Origin of the sequence: Amphibacillus cookii (assembly GCF_016908375.1) — a bacterium.
In the GTDB taxonomy this organism is placed as follows: Bacteria; Bacillota; Bacilli; order Bacillales; family Amphibacillaceae; genus Amphibacillus_C; species Amphibacillus_C cookii.
Genome location: NZ_JAFBDS010000007.1, coordinates 208,349 through 232,662, shown reverse-complemented (window position 1 = coordinate 232,662; position 24,314 = coordinate 208,349). Strand labels below are relative to the sequence as shown.

21 protein-coding genes, 1 tRNA gene and 1 pseudogene are annotated in these 24,314 nt (G+C 36.9%); 11 read left to right on the top strand and 12 right to left on the bottom strand.

All coding sequences use genetic code 11. The annotated features are described in order from the left end of the window. Window positions 1-242: 242 nt before the first annotated feature. Window positions 243-1,154, bottom strand: coding sequence for a collagen-like triple helix repeat-containing protein (locus JOE23_RS17935; protein WP_239585395.1), 912 nt, complete (start codon window positions 1,152-1,154; stop codon window positions 243-245). A gap of 402 nt (window positions 1,155-1,556) precedes the next feature. Here JOE23_RS17935 and JOE23_RS11840 point away from each other — a divergent pair. Next, window positions 1,557-1,721, top strand: a pseudogene (locus tag JOE23_RS11840) (IS3 family transposase); the annotation flags it as partial. Between the two features lie 180 nt (window positions 1,722-1,901). Here the strand turns inward: JOE23_RS11840 and JOE23_RS11835 are convergent. The 4 genes from JOE23_RS11835 to JOE23_RS11820 all read right to left on the bottom strand — a co-directional run bounded on the left by JOE23_RS11835 (window position 1,902) and on the right by JOE23_RS11820 (window position 4,364). Beyond that, window positions 1,902-2,612, bottom strand: coding sequence for an ABC transporter permease (locus JOE23_RS11835; RefSeq protein WP_204438645.1), 711 nt, complete (start codon window positions 2,610-2,612; stop codon window positions 1,902-1,904). 19 nt (window positions 2,613-2,631) lie between these two features. Beyond that, window positions 2,632-3,321: an ABC transporter ATP-binding protein gene (locus JOE23_RS11830; RefSeq protein ID WP_204438644.1), complete on the bottom strand. Its 690-nt coding sequence runs from the start codon at window positions 3,319-3,321 to the stop codon at window positions 2,632-2,634. Window positions 3,322-3,403: 82 nt separating this feature from the next. Then, complete coding sequence (locus JOE23_RS11825) at window positions 3,404-3,943, bottom strand: PadR family transcriptional regulator (protein ID WP_204438642.1); 540 nt, start codon at window positions 3,941-3,943, stop codon at window positions 3,404-3,406. 348 nt (window positions 3,944-4,291) lie between these two features. Beyond that, window positions 4,292-4,364, bottom strand: a tRNA-Ala gene (locus tag JOE23_RS11820). 377 nt (window positions 4,365-4,741) lie between these two features. Here JOE23_RS11820 and abc-f point away from each other — a divergent pair. From abc-f to JOE23_RS11790, 6 genes are all read left to right on the top strand, one after another. Then, window positions 4,742-6,307, top strand: a complete 1,566-nt coding sequence (gene abc-f, locus JOE23_RS11815) for a ribosomal protection-like ABC-F family protein (RefSeq protein ID WP_204438686.1) — start codon at window positions 4,742-4,744, stop codon at window positions 6,305-6,307. A 463-nt stretch (window positions 6,308-6,770) separates the two neighbouring features. Continuing rightward, window positions 6,771-7,046: an autorepressor SdpR family transcription factor gene (locus JOE23_RS11810; RefSeq protein WP_017473733.1), complete on the top strand. Its 276-nt coding sequence runs from the start codon at window positions 6,771-6,773 to the stop codon at window positions 7,044-7,046. Next, window positions 7,039-7,674, top strand: coding sequence for an SdpI family protein (locus tag JOE23_RS11805; protein WP_204438641.1), 636 nt, complete (start codon window positions 7,039-7,041; stop codon window positions 7,672-7,674). Before JOE23_RS11810 ends, JOE23_RS11805 begins: the two co-directional genes overlap by 8 nt. Window positions 7,675-7,692: 18 nt before the next feature. Beyond that, window positions 7,693-7,890, top strand: coding sequence for a PLD nuclease N-terminal domain-containing protein (locus JOE23_RS11800; RefSeq protein WP_204438640.1), 198 nt, complete (start codon window positions 7,693-7,695; stop codon window positions 7,888-7,890). Next, window positions 7,891-8,796, top strand: coding sequence for an ABC transporter ATP-binding protein (locus JOE23_RS11795; RefSeq protein WP_204438639.1), 906 nt, complete (start codon window positions 7,891-7,893; stop codon window positions 8,794-8,796). Beyond that, window positions 8,793-9,566 (top strand): ABC transporter permease subunit, encoded by a 774-nt coding sequence (locus JOE23_RS11790; RefSeq protein WP_204438637.1) that lies wholly within the window; start codon window positions 8,793-8,795, stop codon window positions 9,564-9,566. The genes JOE23_RS11795 and JOE23_RS11790 overlap by 4 nt, the downstream gene beginning before the upstream one ends. Before the next feature lie 132 nt (window positions 9,567-9,698). Here JOE23_RS11790 and JOE23_RS11785 read toward each other — a convergent pair whose 3' ends face one another. Beyond that, on the bottom strand, window positions 9,699-10,553 hold the full coding sequence (locus JOE23_RS11785; RefSeq protein ID WP_204438635.1) for a dimethylarginine dimethylaminohydrolase family protein: 855 nt from the start codon (window positions 10,551-10,553) through the stop codon (window positions 9,699-9,701). Between the two features lie 424 nt (window positions 10,554-10,977). Further along, on the bottom strand, window positions 10,978-13,092 hold the full coding sequence (locus JOE23_RS11780; protein WP_204438633.1) for an ATP-dependent Clp protease ATP-binding subunit: 2,115 nt from the start codon (window positions 13,090-13,092) through the stop codon (window positions 10,978-10,980). A gap of 288 nt (window positions 13,093-13,380) precedes the next feature. Between JOE23_RS11780 and JOE23_RS11775 the strand changes: the two genes are divergently transcribed. From JOE23_RS11775 to JOE23_RS11765, 3 genes are all read left to right on the top strand, one after another. Then, window positions 13,381-14,694, top strand: coding sequence for a tetratricopeptide repeat protein (locus JOE23_RS11775; RefSeq protein WP_204438631.1), 1,314 nt, complete (start codon window positions 13,381-13,383; stop codon window positions 14,692-14,694). A gap of 297 nt (window positions 14,695-14,991) precedes the next feature. Beyond that, complete coding sequence (locus JOE23_RS11770; RefSeq protein WP_204438629.1) at window positions 14,992-16,524, top strand: Ppx/GppA phosphatase family protein; 1,533 nt, start codon at window positions 14,992-14,994, stop codon at window positions 16,522-16,524. Window positions 16,525-16,551: 27 nt separating this feature from the next. Continuing rightward, the gene (locus JOE23_RS11765; RefSeq protein ID WP_204438628.1) at window positions 16,552-18,645 is read left to right on the top strand and encodes an RNA degradosome polyphosphate kinase; all 2,094 of its coding nucleotides are present in this window, start codon (window positions 16,552-16,554) and stop codon (window positions 18,643-18,645) included. A gap of 280 nt (window positions 18,646-18,925) precedes the next feature. Here JOE23_RS11765 and pdaA read toward each other — a convergent pair whose 3' ends face one another. The 3 genes from pdaA to JOE23_RS11750 form a co-directional block, all read right to left on the bottom strand. Continuing rightward, window positions 18,926-19,705 carry a delta-lactam-biosynthetic de-N-acetylase gene (gene pdaA / locus JOE23_RS11760; protein WP_204438627.1) on the bottom strand — a complete coding sequence of 260 codons (780 nt, stop codon included), beginning with the start codon at window positions 19,703-19,705 and terminating at the stop codon, window positions 18,926-18,928. Between the two features lie 59 nt (window positions 19,706-19,764). After that, window positions 19,765-21,066, bottom strand: coding sequence for a Na+/H+ antiporter NhaC family protein (locus JOE23_RS11755; protein ID WP_204438626.1), 1,302 nt, complete (start codon window positions 21,064-21,066; stop codon window positions 19,765-19,767). A gap of 92 nt (window positions 21,067-21,158) precedes the next feature. Next, window positions 21,159-21,308, bottom strand: coding sequence for an SE1561 family protein (locus JOE23_RS11750; RefSeq protein ID WP_204438625.1), 150 nt, complete (start codon window positions 21,306-21,308; stop codon window positions 21,159-21,161). Between the two features lie 418 nt (window positions 21,309-21,726). On the opposite strand from JOE23_RS11750, the gene JOE23_RS11745 reads away from it, so the two are divergent. Next, window positions 21,727-22,593, top strand: coding sequence for a mechanosensitive ion channel family protein (locus JOE23_RS11745; RefSeq protein WP_204438623.1), 867 nt, complete (start codon window positions 21,727-21,729; stop codon window positions 22,591-22,593). A 141-nt stretch (window positions 22,594-22,734) separates the two neighbouring features. On the opposite strand, the gene JOE23_RS11740 is transcribed toward JOE23_RS11745, so the two are convergent. After that, complete coding sequence (locus JOE23_RS11740; protein ID WP_204438621.1) at window positions 22,735-23,493, bottom strand: YfkD family protein; 759 nt, start codon at window positions 23,491-23,493, stop codon at window positions 22,735-22,737. A 160-nt stretch (window positions 23,494-23,653) separates the two neighbouring features. Next, on the bottom strand, window positions 23,654-24,307 hold the full coding sequence (locus JOE23_RS11735; RefSeq protein WP_204438619.1) for a DUF4386 domain-containing protein: 654 nt from the start codon (window positions 24,305-24,307) through the stop codon (window positions 23,654-23,656). Window positions 24,308-24,314 lie beyond the last annotated feature (7 nt).

The window sequence follows — 24,314 nt, the reverse complement described above, 5'->3', positions numbered from 1 at the left end:
TTGAGCTGAGGACTTCATCGGGCCATTAATTGCGGGTAAATTCTAAAAAGCGTAAAGCCTGTAATCTGTGACTTTACGCTTAAATTATATAAATCTAGCTTTAATATAATCATAAAAATACTTGAATTAACAAAAAGGCTAGACATAAAAAATCAATCTTATTCAGTGGAGATGTAGCTGCCCGTTAATTAAGATTCTAAATGGATGCACTATTTAGAAAGAGATGCATGGCAAGATTTCACTTACAGTAACCTTGTAATAACAAGGTGTGCAGAAACGGGTCTTGTTCCTCCAGCAACAGGGGTAATAGTTAATGCAGCTGCGTTACCAGCTGGGTTACGAACAGTGAGCACAGAGTTGATTGCTGTTGTTTCTACAATCGCTAATCCTACTATTTGAGAAGTACCGGTTGCACGTCCAACTACGGTATAGTCTAAATCCGCGCCATCAAGAGTCAAAATCAGCTGTCCAGCTTCAGTGACGCTAACTTGAAATAGCACCTGATAAAAACCGATTTCTGCTAGATTAAAGCTACTATCGTCAACACGGACTATTGACGTACCACTTGTTGGTCCATCCTGCGGAAAATCGACATCAGTACCAGGTGCAACTGTAGCTGTGTTATCAGGTGGCATCAAAGCAAAGAAATCTGCGAACTCAATGACTCCAGTCGGACCTGTCGCGCCTGTGGCTCCGGTAGCTCCTGTTGGACCTATTGGGCCTGTGGCTCCTGTGGTTCCTGCTGGGCCTGTGGCTCCTGTTGCTCCTGTTGCTCCTGCTGGGCCTGTGGCTCCTGTTGCTCCTGCTGGGCCTGTGGCTCCTGCTGGACCTATTGGGCCTGTAGCTCCTGTGGTTCCTGCTGGGCCTGTGGCTCCTGTTGCTCCTGCTGGGCCTGTGGCTCCTGTTGCTCCTGCTGGGCCTGTGGCTCCTGTTGCTCCTGCTGGGCCTGTTGGACCTATTGGGCCTGTAGCTCCTGTGGTTCCTGCTGGGCCTGTGGGGCCCGTTGGACCTGTTGGGCCTGGTATTGTTCTGATTATTCTAGCTGGCTTAGGTTCCGGCCTCTTTTGAGGTGGACAAAGTTTTCTTCCAGTTGGGCAGCAGATAACTTCTTTATAACAACATGAACTTTTTTTTCTGCCTTTTTCTTTTCTCACTTTATCACCTCCTTATATCTTAATCTATTCTCAATTAATTTAGGGAGAGACGGCTTATATAATTACTTAACAAGCCTTTATGTTTTACACATATTAAGGCTAGCTTAAAAATTAGATATTATTATAACGACAATTACTATCCTAAATAGGTAATATGTAGTTACAAAAATAAGATTGGAATATAGCGCACTGGAAAGCTAACAAAACTGCTTAAACCTCTCGCTGAAGCTCTTAAGATTGTAAAAGACTCAAAATACAGGGCAACTGTTCATTCTGATCAAGGCTAGCATTACCAACATAGGAAATGGGGTGAAAACCCTCAAGGATCATAAGGTATTCCAAAGTATGTCACGAAAAGGAAAACTGTATCGATAATTCACCAATGGAGAATTTTTTGGCTTATTAAAACAAGAGATGTATTATGGAGAAACACGCTGTATGTTCGAGAAATCAAGAAGAAAAATTGAAGAATATATTGCTTATTATAATAACAACCGTATAAAGAAAAAATTGGCAGTCATGAGCCCGGTTCAATACCGCTTTCACACCAACCAATTAGCTGCTTAATATAAAAACTCTAACTTTTTGGGGCACACCATAATTGAGAGAGATTTTATTTAAGTACACTCTATTTTCTTATACTAAATGACTTTTGAATACAAGATCCTAAAACATGACCACTTAACAATGACAATGATATAACTACGTTACTAGCTCCCATGTATTTAACTTATAGAAGCTAGCGGTTTACTCATATTTAAATGTCCCTAAGGCTAATAAACTAGATAAAAGCGCAAAACCAATTAACAGTGCCATACTTATAAAATAGCTTGATAAATCAATATTAATAGCTGCATGTAAACCATTGATAAACCATTGGTATGGATTAACAACTTGAAGCGTTTGAATCATTTTTGGAGCAGATTCAAGTGAATAAAAAGCATTGCTCAAGAAAATCATTGGCATAGTGATGATATTAGCCACTAAACTCATTTGCCCCTCGCTTTTAGCTAAACTAGAAACAAAAAAGCTTAAGATGACGTAACTAATTGCCGCCAAAAAAAAGACCGGAATAAATAACATAAACGTTTTAAATGAAATACGATCTTGAAACATGAGCAAACCAATTACGATAATACAAACACCAGACAAAATTGCTGTGATCGCGCGAGCCATTGACGTACTAACAATATATTTCCACAGCGGCATCGGTGTTATGTGCAAAAGTTGAAACACGCCCCTCTTTCGTTGCGACAAAATATGAAATGATGTCGTCATGAAAGCATACATCAAAACACTGACTCCAACAATACCACCAATTAAATAAAGGGATTCACTCACATGATCAAAAAAGTACCGAACGATGACTAAACCTATTACAGGTAACAGAATTGACCAAAACAGTAAATACATATCTCTCATCGTCGTTTTTAAGGTTAATGTGAAAATTTTCTTCATCTATTATCTCTCCTTATTTTTAAATCAATTGAAAAAATAGGGCTTCAAGATGATCAACGTTATGAGCGTGTAACAAGTCTGCTGGTGCACCTTGAGCTATGATCTCCCCCTGGCTAAGAAAGATAACAACGTCAGCAATCTTTGTCACTTCAGCCATATCATGTGAAGAGAACATAATCGTCATCCCTTTACCTTTAAGCTCTAGTAGCATATCACGTATCTTTTTTTGTGCTTGTGGATCTAATCCAGCTGTTGGTTCATCTAAAATAACAAGCTCCGGGTTGTGTAATGTTGTTACAGCAATGGCTAGCCTTTTTTGTTGACCAATTGACAAATGTGTTGCGTTTTTCTTCCGCATCGCTAACAAATCAAATGCCTTTAACTTCTCTTCTAACTTCACTTGGTCTAATTTGATATGATAAAAGCTAGCAAATAGTTGGAGATTTTCTTCAACAGTAAAGCCTTCAAAAAAAGGCGTTGCTTGGAGTTGAACACCGACCTTTTCTTTGAAATGTTCGCACCAGTGATTGATCGTTCCACTCGTTGGTGGAATAAGGCCGAGCAACAATCCAATTGTTGTTGATTTACCTGCACCATTTGGACCAATTAGAGCGATGGTTTTACCCTTTTCAATCTTCACATTCAAACATTTGATCACTTGATGTTCTTTAAAGCTTTTTGTCAGTTGTGTTGCTTTAATTAAATCCATTTTACTACCTCCTATTTAATAATGAATATTCAATGTTGAACATTAGAGGAAAATGAAATCGTCTTAATTAAAAGACGATATGTCACTGATCCTTTTCAATAAGTGCCAATGCTTTTTCTACAAAATCTTGCTGAAGGGTGATAACAGCGAACATATGATCAAAAATGAGTTGCGTCATCGGAGGAATCGCATTTTGCATAGCGGCTTTTTTTGTTTCTAAGCCAGCTTTCAATGAATCATACTCAAACTTCAGTGCCTGTTTTTGTTCTATTAGAGCGGTTTTTACATCCTTTGCTTGAATCTTATGCGCAAAAGAAAGACCTGCATAAAGTGTAGTAGGGTAAGTCATAGATGAGTCTTGTAAAGCCTTATAAATTAATGCTTTACTATGTTCTCTTCCTTTTTCTGTAATGTGGTAAATCGCTTTTTGCCTATGACCCGTTTGTTCAATCTGTTTGACTTTAATATAGTCTTCTTTTTCTAATTTTTTTAATGCATTATAAATTGAACCGATTAGTACACCTGCCCACCGCTCTGCATCATTTAACTTCAACATTTGTTTAATATCATACCCAGACATCGGTTGCAATTCTAACATGGCCAGCACTAATAATCGCGTCATCACATCCCTCCTCTTTCCGAATAGTCAACATTGAATAATCATAATATAATATTTTATTTTTTACATGTCAAGTTATTTTTAATACGATATTCAAATACAAAAACTTAGATCTTATATTAGAATCATTAAGCATGTCCGTTTAGGTGAAATGAGCCAGAGGAAAAGCACGCCTGGTGCACCGACGGATAAGAATAAGAGACAACTAATAGAGGATAAATTACAAGCCCAAAATTAACGGAGCTATTTTAGCCTAGGACATAGCCGCATTTCAATTGCTTTAGATAATTATATCCATTTTATCTCTTATATGCAAAAAACACCAAAGGCGTAAAACCCTTGGTGCTGTAGTGGAGCATAGCGGGTTCGAACCGCTGACCTCTACACTGCCAGTGTAGCGCTCTCCCAGCTGAGCTAATGCCCCAGAAATACATGTCCTAAATTATTATAGCGAAACCTCCTCTATTTCTCAACTATAAATCACTAATTTTATTGACAAATATGCCATCGCTTCGTTAAACTTGAATTAACATATAACGGAAGAGGTGAATGTTAGGCCGATGAAGTACTAATCCTATCAACTCATATGATTTTAAATTAAGAAAAGAAAACGAAGCGTCTTTGTAAGCTTTTTTCTTGTGGCTTAATTTAAATTTAGAGAATAGGATGATATCGGCAGAACATTTACACAATAGTATTGAGCGTTCGTTAACCTCTCAATACGTGTATAGCTATGTCTCCTATTCTCTTTGCAAAATAGGAGGCTTTTTTATGCTTCCAAACAGGAGCGGAGTGATAAACATGGCTGTTATTGAATTAGTAAATATTAAACAAGAAACGGATGGAAAACCCTTGTTCGAAATCGACCATCTTCAAATTAAAAAACATGCTCGGATCGGGTTGGTTGGCAGAAATGGTTCTGGGAAATCCACATTGTTAGCGTTAATCGCGGGACAGATGGAGCTAGGTCACGGAGAAATTAAGCGATTTGGCTCTGTTCAACTTTTACCACAGCTAAAAACAACCGAGACAACAGAAAGTGGTGGTGAAGTGACTCAGCGCTATATTGACAATGCGCTAGCACAAAAAACAGACGTTTTATTAGCTGATGAACCATCAACGAACCTCGATCATCAACATATTGAAAAATTAATGAAACAATTGAAGCGGTGGCATGGAGCTCTTATTCTTGTTGCTCACGATCGCGCTTTATTAGATGCACTATGTGATGAAATTTGGGAAATTAATCAACAAAAGTTAAGTGTCTACGTCGGTAATTACAGCAATTATCGCAAACGAAAAGAGCAAGAAGTAGCAGAGCAAGAAGCTGCCTACCAACAGTATTTAGAAAAGAAAAAACAATTAGAGCGGGCACAAATGCTAAAACAACAAAAAGCAGAACGAGCAACAAAAAAACCGAAACAACTAAGCCATTCAGAAGCAAAAATAACTGGTGCCAAGCCCTACTTTGCTAAAAAACAAAAAAAATTACAACAAACAAAGAAGGCATTAGAAACACGGCTGTCCCAACTCGAAAAAGTCGATAAACCTTACCAAACACGAGCAATCAAAATGGATTTACCTGATGCCAAAGGAATACATCAACGGCCGATCATTCGAGTAACCAATTTGGCGGGTCAAATCGAAAATAAAATGTTGTGGCAACCTGCCAGTTTTCAAATTAAAGGTGGCGATCATGTGGCGATAATCGGCGCAAATGGCGCCGGAAAAACCACGTTAATTCATATGATTATCAATCAAGTTCATGGTGTAGAAAACTCATCGGCAATAAAAATCGGTTATTTTCATCAAAAATTAAACACACTTGATCTGCACGCATCTATTTTAACGAATGTTAGTAAAGGAGCGATTCAATCAGAAACGTTAATTCGCACTTTATTAGCCCGTTTGCATTTTTTTGAAGACGATGTGAATAAGCCCGTAAGTGTGTTAAGTGGGGGCGAACGTGTAAAAGTGGTGTTAGCGCAATTAATGGTAAGTGATATCAACACATTAATTTTAGATGAACCAACTAACTTTTTAGACTTAGAAACGGTCGAAGCACTCGAAACACTACTAGCAGATTTTCCTGGCACTTTACTGTTCGTCTCACACGATCAATGGTTTATCGAAAGATTAGCAACAAAATTAATCGTGATCGAGAATCAAACGTTAAAATTATTTCCCGGGACATATCGACAATTTAAGGCACACGATCATCAGCATGATCAACAAGCAAATGATTTAATGATAATAGAAACCCGCCTTTCTGAAGTATTGAGTAAACTCAGTTTAAATCCGAGCGATGAGCTTGAACAAGAATTTCAGGCTTTGTTAAAACAAAAACAACAGCGATTAAACAAGTAATAGCAGCTGATCAGGTACGCACCAATATACCTGATCAGTTCTTTTTTTAGCATCTACATACAGAAAAGTTCTTTATGGTGCTTACCCATAAAACGAACCTTCAATCAGTCGGCGAATGGCTACAGGATGTAGGTTATGCAGACGTTGCCACAGGACGTGGCGGTCTTAGTCTGTAATCCTTTTTAAGGACATGACGGCCTTAGTCTGTAATCCTTCTTAAAGATGTGGCGGTTGTAGCCTACGATCTTACCCACCCACTGATTGGTGGTTGAGTGAATCAAGACATTATCGTTCGTTTGCCCCTGCCTCAATCAATTTGCTCTAATCTCTAGTTTGAGGCGGCGTTTTACGAACGGTTATCTGTGATAAAACAAGTTTTCAAAAACTTAATTGACAATATGAAATTTTTATTTTATTATTTAAGTAAATACTTAAACACTTAATTAATGAAGGGGGAAATGCTATGAAAGAAGCATTTAAGGCTTTATCAGACCCTACTCGAAGACAAATCTTAGATTTATTAAAAGATCGCGACCTTACAGCTGGTGAAATTTCAGAACATTTTAATATGTCGAAGCCAAGTATTTCTCAGCATCTGAAGATTCTTCGACAAGCCCAACTCGTTTTTGATAACAAAAAAGGACAGTTTGTATATTACACCTTAAATACGACGGTGTTTCAAGAATTAGTAGGTTGGGCTATGGATTTTATAAAGAAAGGAGAAAGTGAAAATGAATAAACATCGATTTCCTTTATTATTAATTGGGCTCGCTGTTCTCTTTTGGCTTGTATTTTATCAACAGTTGCCTGAAGATATGCCAATGCAATGGGGGGCAGATGGGTCTGTTAATTGGACTGCACCCAAAATAATTGCTTTTTTATTTAATATAGGCAACATGGCCTTAATGTATTTTATCTTGTACTTTATTCCAAAAATTGATCCTAAAAAGAAAAATTATCGACAATTTTCGAAAGGTTATTATGTAACAATGTATAGTATAGTCGTTCTTTTCTTCATAATCAACGTCTTCGTTGTATTAACTGGAGCAGGTTATGACTTTAATATCCATTTATTAATCCCTATTTTAGTTGGGTTGTTTTTTATCGTTTTTGGTAACTATATGCAAACGCTCAAGACGAATTGGTTTTTTGGTATTCGGACACCATGGACTTTAGATAATGAAACAGTTTGGCGCAAAACACATCGTTTGACAGCAAAAATTTTTATTATAGCTGGTGTTATTTTTATTATCATACCTTTTCTTGAAGAGTCAATCATTATACCACTGTCTGTGATTGTGCTTGCCATCATTTTTATTACACCGATTGCTTATTCTTATATAATTCACAAGAAAAGTCAGCACTAATCTTTAGGAGGTGAGGACATGGAGCAAGCTTTAGAGCTGATTAAACTATTATGGCCACTCATCCTTTTACAATTCATTTTAACGATTGCCGCATTAATTGCTTGGTATCGAACTGAAGAAACGAAAGGTGAAAAGTGGGTTTGGTTATTAATTATTCTATTTGCTAACACAATTGGCCCTATCTTATTTTTTATTATCGGAAGGAGAGATCGCTAGATGCCATTACAAGTGAAACAGTTAACGAAAATATTTGACCAGCACCAGGCTGTTGACCAGATCAGTTTCAGCTTAACCTCTGGAAATTGTATTGCCCTGCTTGGTGCTAATGGGGCTGGAAAAACAACAACTTTACGTATGTTGTCAGGGTTATTAAAACCAAGCTCCGGCTCGATTTCATTCAATGAACTCGCGCAAGGCAAAGATATACGAGAGTTTATTGGTTATTTGCCACAATATCCTGTCTTTCACAACTGGATGTCGGGAAGGGAATTTCTTATTTATGTCGGGAAACTTGGTCATTTATCAAAAGAACAAGCAACAAAACGAGCAGATCAGTTATTAGAACGTGTTGGAATTGCCGAGCAAAAAAATAAACGGATTGGAAAGTATTCAGGTGGGATGAAACAGCGTCTCGGAATTGCTCAAGCTTTAATCCACAAGCCAAAACTTATTATGCTTGATGAACCTGTATCTTCGCTTGATCCGATTGGAAGACGCGAAATATTAAGCCTTTTAGCCGATTTAAAAAATGAAATCACGATTCTTTTTTCTACCCATATTTTAAATGATGCTGAAGCAATTAGTGATGAAATCATCCTAATGCATAAAGGGAAAATTATTGAACAGGGGCTTTTATGTCACTTGCGCGAAAAATACCAAACAAGAAAAATAGAGCTTCATTTCAAACCGTTTGATCATGAAGAAATTCAAAAATTAGATAAATTACCTAGCGTTCTTGAAGTAACACCCCATCAAGAAGGTGTAACTTGTCTTGTTGAAGATACTGAAATAGCTAGGCAAGCGATATTAGAATTAGCGATTGAACAGCATTGGCCTTTAAGCCATTTTTCAATCGGGAAAATGACGTTAGAAGATATGTTTATGGAGGTGATTGATAAGTGAGTGTATTTGTTACGATATTTAAAAAAGAGTGCCTTGAATCTTGGCGTCAATTCAGTTGGTTTTGGGTACCGATTGTCTTTATCCTACTAGCAATTATGGATCCATTAACGACTTATTATATGCCTACTTTATTAGACGCTGTCGGCGGCCTACCTGAAGGAACGATTTTTGAAATGCCTGATGTTACAGCAGCAGAAGCAATGATGATGAGCCTATCACAAATGAGTATGTTTGGTGTACTGATTATCATTTTGTTAACGATGGGAACGATCGCGGGTGAAAGAAAAAGTGGTGTCGCTGAGTTAATACTAGTAAAACCCGTTAATCATTCTCTTTATATAACAGCCAAATGGTTAGCCAAATTAATCCTTTTTCTATCAGCTTTTTTCATCGCCATGCTTTTCAGTTGGTATTATATTAACTTATTATTTGGTACGATAACCTTTACTGATTGGTTTTATATGATGATATTTTATAGTTTATGGATTGGTTTTGTCATCTCACTTACTATTTTTTATAATACCTTTTCTAATAAACCTGGTCTCGTGGCAGCAAAAACAGTGGGAACGTTAGTAATTATGTCACTTTTCAATAGCATTCTTTTCCATCGTCTCCTTTGGTTTCCTAATAACCTTAGCGCACATATTGGACAGATGCTTAACGAAGGAAGCTTATCTCAGGACCTTTGGGCAACCGCGATTATTTTAGTGCTTTTAAATGGTTTGTTGCTTCTTTTTTCTTTTGCAACGTTTAGAAAAAGCACCCATTAATTTCCGGATGCCTTTACCGACCTTAATTTAAATAACTATAAACAAACGCATTCGCTAACGCTTAGTGAATGCGTTTGTTTACTGGTCAACACCTTACCACTTTCTTTTCACGAATAAGTTTCCTTGAATCTATCATTGCGCATCATCAGAGCGAACAATTGGCAGTGTACAACATCGATATGAACCGCCCGATTTAATAATTTCATCGAAAGGAACTTCGATCACCTCATAGCCTCTCTCTACTAATGCTTGGTTAACCTGTTTGTTCTCCGGTAAACTGATGACTTTCTTATCGCCAATCGATAAGACATTCGTACCTAATGTAAATTGTTCCTCTTCTGATACATGGATCAACTGGTAATTTGCTTTAAGTTTATAATAATCATCTTTAACCATCCCATCTTTGTACACTAAAGCGAGATTAGGTGCGATAATATTAAACGTACAGTCTAAGTGTAAAATATTTTCCTTTAACGTAATGGATTCAATTTGATACTGAGGTAATTGATTACTTAATACTTGAATGGCCGCTTCAGTTGTTCGGTCACTAATGCCGATCCAGATTTTCTTATCATCAATTAAGACATCGCCACCTTCAATCGAGTTAATTAATACCTCATGATAAGGAAGGTCTTCTTGTTCTAAAAAGGTCTTTAAATGACCTGTTTCTTCAATCCGTATGTGACTGTTCATTTTCGCTATAAACAGAAGATCTCCAATTGCAAAGCCAATATCTCTAGTAAATACCTGCTCATTCAAAGCTGGATCGGGTGTTATTTCAATAACTTTAACCCCATGATTTTTCATAACTTCAACAAAATAGTGGTGTTGTTTCAACGCTAAATCAATATTAATATTTTCCTCTTTATAACGTTTCTGTGTCTCATTAATTACTTTTTCAATTCGCATATAACGAGGTGATGCTACTATGACTTGCTTTAATCGAGCATATTCTGTGTGACAAGTAATTTCTCGCTTAACGAGCATATCGCGCTCTCCCCTTCTGACCTTTTTATCCAGTATAACAGAGTTTTTCCAAAATCCACCCCACTTAAACCAGATGGTAAACAGGACTAAAAACGAATATCTCATGATTATTCACATAATTAGCTGTATTATACGATTTAAACGGTTCTATTTACATTTAATTGAATATATATTCAATTTTGTTTTTTGAAAATTTTCTAACTTGAGAATAGATTCTCTACCACAATGACCAGATTCATACGAGTATAAAAAGCTATTCATCAGCTATATGAGAGAATAATAATTAACCTTTCCTTACACGCTTGCCGTCAACTCTATGAAAAATCAGTGGGCGTTTTACAGACGGCTATCTGTGAGAAAATCGATCGATTGCATACAAAACAAAAAAGTTAGCTTTTACACTAACTTTTTTGAAAACGCCCAATTATTCTTTTGTTACACAAATCTGATCATCTTTTAAATCAACATATATGCTTTGTATGTCTGCCTCATCTAGTAAGAGGTCTGTTATGCCATCTTCAACTGTTTCTTGAATTACTCGGCGTAATGGACGCGCCCCAAATTGTGGATCATAACCCTGTTCAGCAAGGTATTGTTTAGCTTGAGTGGTTACCTTTAATTGATAACCTTGTGCTTTGAGCTGGTTAGTAAGCTCTTCTAACATCAAATCTACAATCCGAAGCAAATGATCTGACGCCAACTGATTAAAGGTAATGATGGCATCAAACCGATTTAAAAATTCTGGCTTAAAGAACTCACGTAAATGCTCAAACGTTAAAACCACTTCATTATGATCTTTAGTAAAACCGACTGGGTTCTCTTTTATCGTTGAGCCAGCATTACTTGTCATAATAATCACAGTATCTTTAAAACTTACTGTACGACCATGACTATCTGTTAGATGACCGTCTTCCATAATTTGCAGGAACATATGGTGGACATCAGGATGAGCCTTTTCAATCTCATCTAACAAGATTAAACTATACGGTTTACGGCGCACTTTTTCAGTAAGCTGACCAGCTTGTTCATGACCAACATAACCTGGTGGCGAACCAATAATTTTTGAAACCGCATGTTTTTCCATATATTCACTCATATCCAATCGAATCAATGCTTCTTTCGTTCCAAATAACTCTTCTGCTAATACTTTTGTCAATTCCGTTTTTCCTACACCCGTCGGACCAACGAATAAGAACGAACCAATTGGACGATGAGCTGATTTTAAACCTGCTCGACTACGGCGGATCGCCTTAGCTACTTTATCTACAGCATGATCTTGACCGATGACTTTAGCGGCTAACTGTTTTTTAAGGTTTTTCATTTTCGTTTGCTCATCAGCTTGCATTTTTTTTACGGGTACGCCTGTTTTTTCTTCTATAATTGTTTGAATATCTTCAACAGCCACGTCGATAGATGGTGTATCCTCTGCTTGTGCTAATTGTTTCTCTAGTTTTAATTCCTGATGCCGTAAATGAGCAGCTTTTTCATAATCTTCTTTTTCAGCAGCTGCCTCTTTTTCTTTAGCAATGTCAGCCAATCGTTCTTCAAGCATTGACTTATCAGACTGTGCATGGACTAAGTTAAGACGTGAACCGGCTTCATCAATGAGATCAATCGCCTTATCTGGTAAAAAACGATCTTGTATATAGCGTTTTGATAATATGACTGCTTGTTCAATAACAGCATCTGAATAACGCACATGGTGATATTGCTGATAGCGATCTTTAATCCCTTGTAAAATTTGAATCGCTTCTTCAACACTCGGTTCATTTACCATGATCGGTTGAAAACGACGTTCTAAAGCCGCATCTTTTTCAATTTGCCGATATTCTTTTAGCGTTGTGGCACCAATTAATTGAAGCTCACCACGAGCAAGAGCAGGTTTTAATATATTACCAGCATCCATTTGTGAACTTTCCGCCGTTCCTGCACCTACAAGCAAATGAATTTCATCAACAAACAATATCACATTATTACGTTGTTGTAGCTCATTAACAAGCTGTTTCATTCGTTCTTCGAATTGCCCTCGCACGCCTGTATTTGCTACTAATGAAGCTACATCAAGCATGTATACTTCTTTGTTAGCTAACTTATTTGGCACGTTTCCTTCAATGATTTTGACAGCAAGACCTTCTGCAATGGCGGTTTTTCCAACGCCTGGTTCTCCTATAAGAACAGGGTTATTTTTATTGCGACGGTTAAGTGTTTCTATGACACGCTTAACTTCTTGATCACGACCAATAACCGGATCGATTAAGCCAGCTTTAGCTACATCTGTTAAGTTCCGACCTAGCTGATCGAGCAAACCTCCTCTACCTTTGTTTGCTTCCGTTTGATTATTCTGACCTTGAAAGGCAGCAAAGTTTGGGTCATGTCCTGTCTCATCACCTTGGCTGCCAAAAAAGCCTGAAGGGTTCATCGATTGTTGCCTTAATTCCGTGAAGCATGTTTCACACACATGTAAGTGTTCTGTATGTTGATTTATTCGAAGTGTTACATTAACAGTAGCGGGACGTGTTTGGCATTTTTGACAATTCATTTTACTCTCCTCCTTTATTTTGACTATCTTTGACCTTTGACTTTAGTATACTCTGACCTTTATTGACTTTCAAGTGTTTTGCATAAAGCGAAACTCCAATCAGAGGGTGTGAATCAGGGCATTAGCGTCCGTTAACGCCTGCCTCAATCGATTGACCTCTGCTTTATATTTCGAGGGGGCGGTTTATGGACGGTTATCTGTGATAAATATCTTTTAAAGCATTCATCATTGCCTCACGTTGATGGCAATCTGTGTTATGATAGAACTAACTAAAAGGAGGCGTTGAAGATGAAATGTACGATTCAAAGCCAAAAGAAGCAAGCCAAATTAACCGTGAAAAAGCTAACGCTATATCAAAGATGCAAAATCATCCATGCAAAGGGACGCTCTGGAGCTGATTATTACCTCGTATTTCACAAAGATCGATATATAAATACGGCTAAAATCAAACATTTAAAAGATGATAGTTTTATTAAGAAAGCTTTTGATCATGGATTGGTAATCAAAGGAGATCATCCAGCTGTTTATACATTAGTTAACGAGCACGTGTTTATGTGTACCCGTATGACACAAACCATTAATAAACTTAAGCAACGTCAACCCAACCTTGAACAATTAATTATTCTCACCTATTTTGATCAATTTATAGCAAAAGATGAACTGATTAATGCTTTTATTGATTGCTTTCGAGACTATCGACGCAAAGGGAATATACAAAAAGCCTATAATGTTCTTTCCCTATTAGAACACTATGATCGAAAAAATCAATTTGCTAAAGAAATGCTTGCTTCAATGACCTTCCAGGGCTATCAGTCAACATATGAAGAGTATTTTTATTACACACCTATAGATCCCCAACGTTTGTATGATATCTTTACACGTCATGAACGTTCCGTAGATTTATCTATTTTAGTCACCTACCGATTACTGAACCGTTTTTCCTTAACGGATTGGAATGTCTTTCATAATTTTTTATCTTCTTACCCCAAAGACGTACAAGCTAACACGCTTTTTCAATTATTTAAACAGAAGCAGGCGTTAATTAAGTATAGATCATTTGCAGATATTCTTTTAACCCATGCCAATACGAAGCAATTCTTTAAAATTATTTTTAAGGCACCCTATCCACATGACCTTTATCCACCATTATTTATTAAACATATGGGCAACGCCTCAGAAGAACTTATTATGGAGGTATTTAATAACAAATATCCATTACAAGAAGTGATTAAAGATTTTCCAATTAATAAGCAAGAACAAGCGGTTCGTCCAGTGGTTGAAATCATTTTAAAGCATACTTCAATTCATGAGGTGCTCGAATGGTTAAAGAATTTCAATCATACTTTTTCCTTCCAAGCCGCATTAGAGCAGATTAAACAACTTGAAGAAAATCCTGACCAACAAGATCGGCTTGGTGACTTATATAAAATGTTTAACGATCTGGACCATGCCATCAATTGCTACAAATGGGTAATCGAAATTAATCCTAATCATGAATTGACATTAAAAAAGTTGATCACACTACTAAAGCAAAATGATCAGATTGAGGAAGCTGAAGCATACCAACAGCAATTTATTCAGCAAAACAAATACACCAGCTAGCCATTTTGAATTCAAGGTGCGTTTACCGTATCTCACGACTTCCACATATTGACTGAATCGGCCTTCAAGTCGTGTTTTTTCTAGCGCCTGTTACGATCATTATTCTTCAACGAAAACGATCAAAATAAAACGAACCACGGTTTCGTTCTTCACCGACGGATTGCAGGTTCGTTGAGTGAATACGAACATTAGCGGCCGTTAGTTCCCGCCTAAATAGATCCTCTGTGCTTTCTATTTTGAGGCTGAAGTTTTACGGACGGTTATCTATGATAAATGAGAAAAAATTGAGGTGTTAATGTGACGGCAACAAATAAACGATTTAATGCGATTATCGATATTGGTTCAAACACAATGCGTCTGGTTATCTATCTCCAAGAAGAAACAGGGCGTTTTCGTAAAGTTGAAAACGTTAAAGCTGTGGCACGGCTGCGCAATCATCTCGATACGGAATTGAATTTAACCGAACAAGGGACAACGATCTTGATTAATACCTTAAAAGACTTTAGCGAGGTATTAAGTATTTACCCGTTAGAGCATTTTGCTTGTGTTGCTACAGCAACCATTCGGCAAGCAAATAATAAAAAAGCATTAATAAATCAGGTGAAAGCCGAATTAGGTTGGGATATGCGTATTCTCACTGATCAAGAAGAAGCTTTTTATGGTTTCTTAGCAGTTGTTAATTCTACCTCATTAAAAGAAGGAATCACTGTTGACATGGGGGGAGGAAGTACGGAAATCACTTATTTTAATGATCGAAAATTAATCCATGCACATAGCTTTCCATTCGGAACATTAACGTTAAGATCACTCTATAACGACGACCGAACCGATGAAGAAAATGCTGAAATTGTTAAAGGGTTTGTGAAGAAACAACTTAGCTGTCTGGATTGGTTAGCTGATCGACATGTTCCTCTTATTGCTATCGGGGGTAGCGCACGTAACATTGCCCAGATTGATCAAAATGATAAAGCCTATCCTATGGCAGGCTTGCATCAATATCAAATGTATGGTGAAGACCTTGACCGCATTGCGACTCATTTGAAGAGCTTATCACTTGAACAACGCCAAAAGGTTGAGGGACTGTCAAAGGACCGAGCAGATATTATTATCCCTGCAATTGAAACATTTTTGCTACTCTATCAGATTGTTCAGGCTAATGGTCTTATTTTAAGCCAAAAGGGATTAAGAGAAGGAATTAATTATCAATTATTATTAGCAGACCAAAAAGATTATTTGTTTCCCAATGTGCTTGAAGACAGCATACAAGAGTTAGTCATCGACTATGATTTGAATATGAAGCAAATTTTACATGTCCAATTCCTCACAAGAAAATTGTTCAACAAGCTAGTTGAAAAGCATTTAAACATGCTAACTAAAAAAGATTGGCTGTTATTAAAGCATGCAACTTATGTGTTTAATTTAGGCGAATATATTGATGCTGAATCAAACGCACAGCATACTTTTTATTTAATTGCCAATCGAACGATTGACGGTTTAATGCACAAGGATAAGTTGAAAATTGCCTTAGTCGCATCTTTTAAAAATAAAATGGTTTTCAAGCAATTTATCAAGCCTTTTAAAACTTGGTTAACTAAACAAGAGCAAAAAAAGTTGCAATTGCTTGGTGCATTATTAAAGTTCACCTATTCCTTAGACGCTACGAAACGGCAGGTTATCAAAGATTTTGACTTGAAGATTAAACGGAAACAAATGAAGCTCACCTTATATGGTAAGAGCAATGTGAGCGCGGAAATTTATAAAAGTGAAAAACAGAAGAAACATATTGAGAAAGTATTAGGAAAAGATATCGTTCTTAACTTTAAAACTTAACCATTCTTCATATAAGGAGAGAATCAGGTGGAGTTCCTAAATCATTCATTAAACACATTAAGCCATCCTAAATTATTTAATAATCGTGAAATTAGTTGGCTTCGATTTAATAAACGGGTTCTGGAAGAAGCAGTCGATAGCAATAATCCACTTCTTGAACGTTTACGCTTTCTTGCCATTTTTTCATCAAATTTGGATGAGTTTTTTATGGTTAGGGTAGCCGGTTTAAAAGACCAAGTGCAAGCGGGATTTAATCGTAAAGACAATAAATCAGGCTTAACCCCTTTACAACAGTTAGTTGCCATTAGCGAAGAAGTACATCCACTTGTCAAGCAACAACAAGTGTACTATCACTCAATTAAACAGGAATTAGCTAAATACGATATCACCATTTGTAAAATTGAAAAACTCTCCACGAAGCAACAGAAGTGGTTAGCAAAATATTTCGATAACATGGTCTTTCCAGTCTTAACACCGCTAGCTATTGATGCTTATCGTCCATTTCCTTTGTTAGCAAATAAATCTTTAAATATCGCCGTTGTCCTAAAAAATAAAACAAATGATAATCAAGTTAACACAGCAATTATTCAAGTCCCAGCTTTACTCGATCGCTTCATTCATGTCATCGGTAAACACACTTATGTTTTATTGGAAGATGTAATTATCTACTTTCTCAATAAGCTATTTAATGGATTTCAGGTTAAATCAACAACCATTTTTAGAATCACTCGAAATGCAGATATGAACATTCATGAAGAAGGAGCCAGAGATCTTTTAAAAGAAATTGAAAAGGAACTCAAAAAAAGACGCTGGGGGGCTGCCGTTCGTCTTGAAATAATGGGTGAGAAACACGATGGCCAACTGATCAACTTTTTACAACACGTTTTAGACATCGATGAACCTGATCTATACTTTCAAAATGAGCCATTAGATCTTAGCTTTTTATTTGACTTTTATCAGCATCTAAAAACAGATTACGAAGACTTAACATATCAAACACTGATCCCTCAACCAGCTAGAGAATTCAATTCAGCTCAAGATATTTTTGAACAATTGAAAGCTAAAGACATCATGTTACATCACCCTTATGAATCATTTGAAGTCATTGTCGATCTTATTGAAACAGCAGCACACGATCCCAAAGTACTAGCCATAAAACAAACCTTATACCGTGTAAGTGGTGATTCACCTATCCTCGAAAGTTTAAAGCAAGCGGCAGAAAATGGGAAACAAGTAACCGTACTCGTTGAATTAAAAGCTCGTTTTGATGAGGCAAATAATGTTCAATGGGCGAAAATGCTTGAAAAAGCTGGCTGTCATGTTATCTATGGGATTAATGGATTAAAAACACATAGTAAAATTACCTTGATTGTTCGTAGAGGTGATCAGCGGATCGAACGCTTTGTTCATTTAGGAACAGGAAATTATAATGATCAAACCGCTTCATTGTACACGGATTTATCAATCCTAACCGCCCGTCGTCAATTCGCAATTGATGCAACAAATTTCTTTAACTTTTTAAGCGGATATACAAATAAACCTGATTTCCATTATTTATCAATGTCTCCTTATTCGATTCGTGAAGATTTTATAAATTATATTGATGATGAAATTGCGTACCAACATCAATTTGGTAATGGCAGAATTATTGCAAAAATGAACGCATTAACAGACAAATCATTGATCATCAAATTTTATCAAGCTTCTCAAGCAGGCGTTAAAATTGATTTAATCGTTAGAGGTATATGTTGCTTGAAACCAGGTATTCCCGGTGTTAGTGAGAATATCCGTGTCCGTAGTATTGTTGGACGTTTTCTAGAGCACAGTCGCATCTACTATTTTCACAATAATGGTAATGAACGGTATTTGTTGTCTTCTGCTGACATGATGACAAGGAATATGGTCAAACGGATTGAACTCCTCTTTCCTGTTCTTGATCAAAACCATCATGAACGGTTAAAAACGGCTTTACAATTGTTTTTAAGTGATAATACAAACACAAGAGAGCAAGATGCCAACGGCTATTATCACTCCCCTTCATCATCAGATCAAACAAATAAACTTAACAGTCAATTAAAATTATTTGATTTTGCCTATAGACTATTGGATGATGAAGAATAAAATGAAACTTCAATTCATGGGGATTTGTCTCCGCCCACTGATGGCAGGTTCGTTGAGTAAATCCGGATATTAGCGGCCGCCTTAGCAGTTTGACCACTACTCTCTCGTTTGAGGTGGACGGTTATCTGTGATAAAATCAGCTGCGCATTCTTATATGGTCTAGCTAAGCTAAAACCGAATGATTATTTTACCTATCATTCGGTTTTAGCTTAATTCGTATTTATTTTTTGGTGTCATTTCTTTTGACTATGATAGATCGCTTATTAGCAATGAAAGCGAGCTAATGGTTTAATGGATCAGGCAGGTAATCTTGAATAACTAAATCATCTAAAGATTTAAACGTGTAACCTTGTTCGCGGAAAGTTTTAATCATGTGTACCAAAGCTTTTGCATTATCCTCTGAGACGGTATGCAACAAAATAATTGCCCCAGGATGAAGTTGTTTCTCCACTTGTTGATAGGCCGATTCCCAGCCTTTCTTTTGTTCACTATGCCAATCGACAAATGCTAGCGACCAGAAGACATGAATGTATCCAAGCTCACTTGCCCATTTGATCGTATCTTCATTAAATGTACCCCCTGGTGGTCTAAAGTATTGTAACTTATCTATCCCCGTTATTTTTTCTACCGCACGATCTAAATCGGTCAACTCTTTTTCAAAATCAGGTTTAGTCAAACCGGTGGAATCAGGATGATGATAAGAATGATTACCAAGGAGATGACCTTCTGCAACCATCCGCTTAATCAGTTCAGGTTCACTTCTAACATAATGACCAGTGACAAAGAAAGTAGCAGGAACTTGTTCCTCTTGAAGCACATCTAAAATACCTGCTGTATAACCTGCTTCATAACCATTATCAAATGTTAAATAAATATTTTTTTCCTCAGAATCATCAATATAATAGCCACCATATTGTTTTAGCAAATCACCATATGTTCCAACATCAGGCGGTTGATGATCATGCCCTTTTTTAAATCCCCAACCATAGGCATAGATTGACTGTGGCAACATGAAGTTAATGACAGTCATTATAAGTGTTACAAGCACCCACTTCTTCAAATCTTTCACCTGCTTTTTTCTTTAGCTTACCGAAAGATCGAATCAATTATGCAACGGTTTTATAAAATTAATGCAGCTAACCAACCAAAAATAATAAGTGGAATATTAAAATGGATAAACGTTGGTACACAGGTCCCCCAAATGTGATCATGTTTGCCATCTGCATTCAAACCAGATGTCGGACCCAATGTACTATCACTTGCCGGTGAACCTGCATCTCCTAATGCAGCAGACGTACCAATCAAAGCAGCAATCGCAATCGACGAGAAGCCAGCCGCAAGACCAATTGGCACATATAAGGCTGCTAAAATCGGTACAGTCGCAAATGAAGAACCCATGCCGAGTGTAATCAATAAGCCTACCAACAATAACACAATCGCAATTAACGCCTGGTTTGTTCCTAACATCGTTTCTGTCATTTCAACAAATGCTGTAATCGCGCCAACTTCTTGTAGTAAATGACCAAATCCAGCGGCAACAAGCATAACAAACGCAATGGTGCCCATCATCTTTATGCCTTCGGTCATCACACGATCACCTTCACGAAATGGAACAATAAGAAAAATAAACATTAGAATCAAACCGGTTAATGCGCCAATAACTAATGTTTCCGTTAATATCTGGACAATAAGTGCAGCTAAAATCGCGATTAGTGTTAGAGCATGCTTGCGATTAAAGCGTGGACTACTTTGTTTTTGATCATCCGCTGAAACATTGTCTTCTTCCTCGATTTCAATTGGCTTGCGATAGCTTATAAATACAGCAAATAATAAACCAAAAACCATTCCCAATCCTGGTAATGCTAATGATTTAGCTATATCGCCGATTGAGATGGCAAGGCCATTCGTAGCCATTCCTGATTGAATCGTTTGATGAAAAAGCAAACCATAACCGGCAGGTATCGTAACATAAGGTGCTTTCAATCCAAAAGTTAATGCGGTTGCTACAGCCCGACGATCGAGTTTCATTTGATCAAATAACTTAAGTAAAGGTGGAATTAATAAAGGAATAAAGGCAATATGAACAGGAACGAGATTTTGCGATAATGATGCAATCCCTGCAATAAACAACACCATAATCACGCGTTTCCCAGACATAAAATCAATTAAATAACGAACAAGAATAGTCGTAATACCCGTATAGGAGATAGCAACCGCGAATCCTCCTAAAATGATATAACTTAAGGCCGTACTTGATTGCTCTCCCATTCCATCAATGACCAAAAGTATCGCTTCAACTATCGACAAATTTGCCAGTAATCCTGCAATTACACTTGAAATTAATAGTGCAATTAATACATGTACACGTAGTAAACTTAATAATAATAAACTTAATACTGAAATAATAACAATCCATTCCATAACGTTGACTCCCTCTTTTTCTTTAATGCTTTACTATGGTAAAGCATTATTACAAAAAAATCAATCCCTTTTTAAAGGATTGATTGAAAAAATCATGTTAACTTTTGTTCCATCTCCTCAATTAATTTGATTAAACGATCAACGTCTTCTACTGACGCTTGACTCGGTTCCAATTTATCGAGTTGATTGAGAAAAGATTGTAATTGTTTTTTCAATTGATCGATGTTAACATCTTGGCACATATTGAAGCTCCTTTTTTAGCACAGATAATCGTCGGTAAACCGCCCGCCTCAAAACAGAGAGCAAAGGTCTATCGATATAGGTAGGCACTAATAATCTGGCCTGATTCACCCAACGAACCATCCGTGGGCAAAGAACGAAAACCCAAACGGATTGAAGGTTCGTTTTATTAATCCTTTCTATATTAAGTGAAAAAGTCGTGACTGTCCAATCACATTACAAACATGTTATAATGTAAACGAACTTTTATCACAGATAAGCGTTCGTTAACGGACGCTAATGTTCGGATTCACTCGGGCCAACAGGATGTTGGTCACACAAGCGTTTTCGCACGACGCGAAGACGTTAGCTTGTGTTCCATCAGTTGGGGAAAACGGAAACGCCAACGGATTGAAGGTTCGTTTTATTGGAGGTAAAGTAATGGATTTTTCTTGGCAGCGTTTTTTAGAGATCATGACGCTTATATTTGAAAATAATCTAACAAAAATAGCAATTGGTGGCTTAGTCATTTTAATTTTGGTTGCTCTACTTCAACGGCTTGTCCGTTCCATACTCTCTCGTACAACACTTATTGACGGCAAAGAGTCAACAACGATTATATCGCTCAGTCATTCTATTATTAAATATATTGGCTCAATTGGCTTTATCTTTTATGCCTTATCTGTGTTTGGCTTGGACATAGGTGGAATGCTTGCTGGTGCAGGTGTACTTGGTATTGTCATTGGTTTTGGTGCTCAAAGTCTTGTACAAGATCTATTAGCAGGACTCTTTATCGTATATGAAAAACAGCTCCAAAAGGGCGATTGGGTCATTGTAAATCAACAATATGAAGGTTTAGTAGAGGAAGTGGGTTTTCGGGTTTTAAAAATCCGAGCTTGGTCTGGGACCATTATTTCTGTTAATAATGGACAAGTACAAACCATCGAAAATTTCAATCGTGAGAAGATGCGACTAATTGAAACCATTACAACAAGCTTTTATGAGGATCCATCAAAAGTGATGCGTGTCTTGGAAGATGCTTGTGCAGAATTAAATCAACGACTTAGCGAATATCTTAAAAAAGATTTGTCCGGTGACCCTATTGAGCCATTTAAACTAATTGGCATGGGATCACTTAATGATCATTATCATGGCTATAATTATATCATTACCGGCTTATGTCAAGATTTAACCTTTTTTCCGGCATCACGTGAAGCCCGGACTATTATTGCCCAACATCTATATAAGCATGACATTCAGATGCCAGAACAACAAATTATTACGCGTCATAAAGAAACAAATAACTAATTAATTTAGAAAAGCTAGCCCATTCGCTTTTCCCTTAACGAATAGGCTAGCTTTTCTTATCCTATGTTTTGTTATCATGTAAAGCAGGTGATAAGGCATATATTACACATAAGCTACCAACACTCTATTTCTCACTAATAATTAACTCAGATGGAATGCTAAATAATGTTGAATCGGCAGCCATGTTACCACCTCTTCTTCTACAACATTTTTTACTTTAAGCGTTTGATTTCTACCAGTCATCGATAAGTAGACTTCTCCATAAGTTATCATACCTGATTCTTTGACTGCGGCTGCATATGCCTCTAACCTTTCTGCTCCTGCTTCATTTGTTAAAGGAATTTGTTTCTCCGTTGTTGCGCCAAAAGCAACTTTGTATGCAATCGGCCATTCAACGCGCTCTCTAACACTGTTTAAAACCATGGATTGAACCTGATCAGTATTGGCAACTTTATTTTGTGTTCCACCATTGACATGTGCTTCTTCGTTTTGTAAATAAGTGAGCGGGGCACCTGAGACAAAATTTTCATTAATTTTCTGATAAGCCCAATTAACAGACGTTTCCTTTGATTGATAATGAAGCGGCCATCTACCTAAGTAGACCTCACTTGAGTAACCAAATGCAAACTTCGAATTATTTACATCGGTGGCATTAAGTTGCTCAATAAAATGCGGATTGGTAATCTCAACTTCACTCTTTTTTAATAGTTTGTCAACAAATCCTTCAACATCAACATCTTTAATCGTTTCCTGCTTTTGTTCTACTGTGTTTTCTTCTTCTACCGATTGGACATGTGAAGGTAAGTTTTGCGAAAAAGTTGAAATAAAATCTGTTGCTGCGGTTACTGACGAAAATGAAAATGTACAAAGAAAAAAGAGAACTGATACCATATACTTCATCTTTTCGTTTCCTTTCAATTCATTTTTCAATAGTTTACGTCAAACCGATCATTTTTATGTAAAATTTACTTTCCTCTAAAATCTTTATTTACCAGATTTTATATCGATTAAAGCTAGAGAAAGCCCTCGAAGCATTTTACTGATTCAGGGCTATACTAGTTTATATTTCTTTTAATTCGCGATTAAAACCTTTTATGATTAACCATACAGCCATTACCATTTCCTGTAGAGCAAGCGGCATTAATAACAGTGTCGAAACTGATCCAAAAAAATCAAAGATACCTGTTAGTAAATAAAGCATACTTGCAAGAAGCCCCCAACTTGATAGCCATCTTGGTAAAAGTTTGAATTGATACAGTAAATAATAAAGCATTAGAGCGCCAAGACTAAAAACAACCATTGTTATCGAATGGATCAGTTCACCTGCGCCCGACAATAGATAGTCAATGTGTTGAAAAGTGTCGCTACTAGAAACATCTGTACTCATATTACTTAATAAAACAAGCCATAACCAAATAGCCGTTATGATATAAGTAAACGTCTCAAGTGCTCCGCGAAAAATGACATAGCCAGTTGCTAAAGTTTCATGGTACTTTCTGAAAATAGGATAGGTCACGACTGGAACCATTGCCAGTGAAAAGGCCATGATCAAGATAAATAATATGCCTACTTTGACCTCATTCTCACTAGCAGAAACATAGGCAACGTCACTTCCTGTAGTCCAACCTGTAAATACAACACTGAGTATGCCTGCAATTGTTCCAATAATATAAAGCACCCCAACAGACCGAGCGACCTTTTGATTAGCATTCATGTTTTAT